Origin of the sequence: Streptomyces sp. SID5910, from assembly GCF_009862125.1 — a bacterium.
Lineage (GTDB): Bacteria > Actinomycetota > Actinomycetes > Streptomycetales > Streptomycetaceae > Streptomyces.
Map to the genome: position 1 here is coordinate 1 of NZ_WWHX01000310.1, position 4299 is coordinate 4299.

The 4299-nt window shown below is 75.6% G+C and carries 4 protein-coding genes; 3 read left to right on the forward strand and 1 reads right to left on the reverse strand.

Translation table 11 applies throughout. The features are described 5' to 3' along the window. The first annotated feature begins 281 nt into the window (after window positions 1–281). On the forward strand, window positions 282–713 hold the full coding sequence (locus GTW67_RS10600) for a hypothetical protein (protein WP_161164547.1): 432 nt from the start codon (window positions 282–284) through the stop codon (window positions 711–713). A gap of 75 nt (window positions 714–788) precedes the next feature. Here GTW67_RS10600 and GTW67_RS10605 read toward each other — a convergent pair whose 3' ends face one another. Beyond that, window positions 789–1952, reverse strand: coding sequence for an alpha-lytic protease prodomain-containing protein (locus GTW67_RS10605; RefSeq protein ID WP_161164548.1), 1164 nt, complete (start codon window positions 1950–1952; stop codon window positions 789–791). Window positions 1953–2166: 214 nt separating this feature from the next. Here GTW67_RS10605 and GTW67_RS10610 point away from each other — a divergent pair, with 214 nt between their 5' ends. Both GTW67_RS10610 and GTW67_RS10615 read left to right on the forward strand, forming a co-directional pair. After that, on the forward strand, window positions 2167–2658 hold the full coding sequence (locus GTW67_RS10610) for an SRPBCC family protein (protein WP_161164549.1): 492 nt from the start codon (window positions 2167–2169) through the stop codon (window positions 2656–2658). Next, window positions 2651–4270, forward strand: coding sequence for a phytoene desaturase family protein (locus tag GTW67_RS10615; protein ID WP_161164550.1), 1620 nt, complete (start codon window positions 2651–2653; stop codon window positions 4268–4270). Before GTW67_RS10610 ends, GTW67_RS10615 begins: the two co-directional genes overlap by 8 nt. Window positions 4271–4299 lie beyond the last annotated feature (29 nt).

A 4299-nucleotide genomic window follows, 5' to 3' on the forward strand; every position in this document is an offset into this window, starting at 1 on the left:
CGCCCCGAAGGGGCGCGGGGAACTGCGCGCCCAGCCCCCACCGGGCCCGCGCCCGAACAACAACCGCGCCCAGGGTGACCGGCGGCCACCACACCCCGACGCCCGCCCCAGCGCACGCAAGAAGGGGCGCGGGGAACTGCGCGCCCAGCCCCCACCGCCCCGCGGCCGAACAACGACCGCGCCCCCACCGGGCCCGCGGCCGAAGAACAACCCGCCGCCGAACAACACCCCGCCCCGGTGGGACAATGTGGCCGTCCCCCGGAGCGGAAGGAGCCGTGCGCATGATCGAGTGGGTGCCCCTGGGCAGCGGTGCCAGACCCGTCCCCCGCCCCGTCGCGGCCCCGCTGGTGTGGGCGGGCGCCTTCGCCGGCGCGCTCTCCCTCGTGGCCCTGCTCAACGGCACCGTGGGCTCCGGGCGTCCGGGTGTCGCGCTGGCCGTGCTCTCCGTCCTGGCGGCCCTGCTCGGGCTGTGCGCCCGGTTCACCGCCGCCCCGGGCACGGCCGTCCTGTGCTGGCTGTCCCTCAACGGCTTCGCGATACCGCCCGCCGGCGTGCTCACCTGGGCCGGGCGCCGGGACGCGTTCTGGCTGGCCTGTCTGTTCGGCGCGGCCCTCGTCGGGACCGCCCTGGCCCGGCTGGTCCACGCCCGCGCCGCCTACCGCCGGCTCACCGCGGAGTCCGGCCCCGGCGGGAGAGGACCGGGCGACCTGTGACCCGGCAGCGGACGACGCGCGCCCGTACGGGCCCCGCCGGTCGCCCGGCGGGGCCCTCCGCGTCGCCGCGCGCGGTCAGGCCGTGTGCAGGGTCAGCCCATACCGGTTCAGGATCTCGTTGACCGGCTGGAACCACGTCTCCCCGCCGCCGGAGCAGTTGCCCCAGCCGCCCGAGGTGACGCCCTGCGCCTGGTCACCGCTGATGAAGGAGCCGCCCGAGTCGCCGCCCTCGGCGCACACGCTGGTCTTCGTCATCTGGTGCACCGCGCCCTGCGCGTAGTTGACCGTCTCGTTCTTGGCGAGCACGGTGCCGCAGTGCCAGTGGGTGGTGGAACCGGAGCGGCACACCGAGGCGCCGACCGGAGCCTCGTTCGAGCCGCGCACCAGCTGGTCGGAGACCGTGCCCCAGCCGAGCACGACGGGGACCGTCCACCAGCCGCTGCCCACGCTGACCCACGCGTAGTCGTTGTCCGGGAACGAGGAGCCCTGGAACGTGCCGATGTACGAGCCGTCCCAGCCGCTGACGCCGGCACCGGCCTGGCCGCAGTGCCCGGCGGTGATGAAGCCGCCGTGCACCGAGAAGCCGATGGAGCAGCGGACGTTGCCGGTGTAGTACGGGTCGCCGCCGACCGTGCCCGCCGCGAAGGTCCGCGGGGCGGCCGGCACGGTCCGCACGGTCACCGGACCGGCCGCGCGGGCCTGGGACAGGAAGCGCTGGACATCGTTGTCGGCGTGTTCGCCGCCGACCACGTCGACGACCACCTTGTTGGCGGCCGGGTCGACGTGCCAGCCGCTGACGCCCGCGGGCGCGTCCAGGAGGTCGACGCGCTGTCCGGCGGCGTCGAGCTGCCGGGCGCTGTACGTGACGGTGCGGACGTCGGCGCCGGTGGAGCGGACGGCCCGGACCGTGGTGGGGGAGGCGTCCGAGGTGACGGCCACGGTCAGCCGCCCGCGGCCGGCGTCGAACCACGAGCCGCCGAAGGCGTCCCCGGCGGCCCGCTGTGCGGCGGGGGCGATGTCGGTGGCGTGCCGTTCCGCCGCGAGCCGGTCCTCGGCCTGGGCGCGGGTGAGGCCGAAGTCCCGCTGCATGGCCTGGAGGAGACCGGCGGAGGCGGTGGGGGCGGTGGGGGAGCCGGCGGGCGAGCCGGTCGCCGCGGCGGGCACCGTGCCCGCCGCGGTCCAGCCGCCGAGGACGAGGAGGGTGGCCAGGCCACAGTTGCGGAGTCTGCTGCGTCTCACAGGGGTGCCCTTCGTCGTTCCAGCGAGGTGGGGGTGGAACAACCGCGGTCTGAGAGCGCTCTCAACGGGTTGTGTCGAGCTTAGCGACGAGTCTTTATCAGGTCCATGCCAATGCAGCAGCTTTTGCGGAGTGCCCCGTCCGCCCCGGTTGGCCCCTCACGGACGGGGCACTCAGTGCTGAGTCCTGGCCGGGTTCTCGGACGTGGAGGCGCGCGTGGCGGTTCGGCATCGGTTGATCAAGACGACTCCGCAGGCGGTGTGGGACGTCCTCGCGGACGGCACCCGGTACGCGGACTGGGTCGTGGGCACGTCGTCGTCCACCCCCACGCGGGGGCAGTGGCCGCAGGTCGGCGCCGCGATCGAGTACGAGGTGTGCCTCGGCCCGCTCCGGCTGCACAACGAGACGGTCGTCAGACGCTGCGAGGAGGGCTCCGCGCTGGAACTCGAGGCGATCGCCGGCCCCCTCGGCACGGCGCGGATCGCCTTCGAGCTCCGTCCCTGGGGCGAGCAGTGCCTGATGTTCGTGGACGAACACCCCCTGCGCGGCGCCGGCGGACTCGTGCACAACATGGCCGTCGAAGCGGTGATCCAGCTCAGGCACCGGGCCATGCTGGCCCGCCTCGCCGGGCTGTGCGAGGACGGAGCCGGTGAGCGGAGCCGGCCGGACCCGGCCCCCGCGCCCGAACCGGGAGCCGGTCATGCCTGACGCCGTCGTGATCGGCGCCGGCCCCAACGGGCTGGTCGCCGCCAACCTCCTCGCCGACGCGGGCTGGAGCGTGGAGGTCCTGGAGGAGCAGCCCGGACCGGGCGGGGCCGTGCGCCACGACAGCGAGGTCGCCCCCGGCTTCGTGAACGACCTGTTCAGCTCCTTCTACCCGCTCGCCGCGGCCTCTCCGGTGCTGGCCGGCCTGCGGCTGGAGCGGTACGGGCTGCGCTGGGCCCACGCGCCCCACGTGCTCGCCCACCCCCTGACCGACGGCACGTGCGCGGTCCTCGACCGGGACGTCGCCACCACCGCCGCCTCCCTGGACGACTTCGCACCCGGGGACGGCGCCGCCTGGGAGCACCTGCACGCCGTCTGGGACCGCTACCGGGCCGACATCCTGGACGCCCTGTTCACACCGTTCCCGCCGGTGCGGGCCGCCGCCCGGCTGGCCCTGCGGCTGCGCGGCGCGGGCGGGCTGCGGCTGGCCCGCACCCTGGTGCTGCCGGTGCGCCGGCTGGGCGAGGAGGAATTCCGCGGCGAGGGCGGCAGGCTGCTGCTGGCGGGCAACGCCCTGCACGCGGACCTCGCGCCCGAGGCCGCGGGCAGCGGCGGCTTCGGCTGGCTGATGTCGATGCTCGGCCAGACCTACGGCTTCCCCGTGCCCGTCGGCGGCTCCGGAGCTCTAACCGAGGCGCTGGTGCGCCGGCTGCGCTCCCTCGGCGGCACCCTGCGCTGCGGCCGGCGCGTCGACCATGTCGTCGTCCGCGACCGGCGTGCGCTGGGCGTGCGCACGGCCGGCGGGGAGACGGTCACCGCCCGGCGCGCCGTCCTCGCGGACGTGTCCGTGCCCGCCCTGTACGGATCCCTCGTCGATCCGGCGGACCTGCCCGGCCAGGTCCTCACCGACCTGGAGCGCTTCCAGTGGGACTTCGCCACCTTCAAGGTGGACTGGGCGCTGGACGGCCCCGTGCCCTGGCAGTGCGCCCAGGCCGCGGGGGCCGGGACCGTGCACCTCGCCGACGGCCTCGACGAACTCACCCGGTTCGCCGCCCAGATCGCCATGCAGCAGGTCCCCGACCGCCCCTTCGCGCTGTTCGGCCAGATGACGACCGCCGACCCCTCCCGCTCACCCGAGGGCACCGAGTCGGCCTGGGCGTACACCCACGTCCCGCAGGACGTGCGGGGCGACGCGGGCGACGAGGGGATCACCGGCAGCTGGGACGCCAAGGAGCAGGAACTCATGGCCGACCGGGTCGAGCGGCAGGTGGAGCGCTTCGCCCCCGGCTTCCGCTCCCTGATCCGCGCCCGCCGCGTCCTGGCCCCGCCGACCCTCCAGTCGATGGACGCCAATCTCCACGGCGGCGCCATCAACGGCGGCACCACCGCCATGCACCAGCAGCTCTTCTTCCGGCCCGTACCCGGGACCGGACGGCCGGAGACACCCGTCGCCGGCCTCTACCTCGCCTCCGCCGGAGCACACCCCGGAGGCGGCGTGCACGGCGCGCCCGGCGCCAACGCGGCGCGGGCCGCGCTGCGCCAGCACCGGCTCGCCGGCCTCTCCCGGGTCCAGCGGGCCCTGACCCGCCGCGACCGCACCGGGGACAAACGATGACCGGCCCCGGGCCGAGCGGGCAGGAGCGG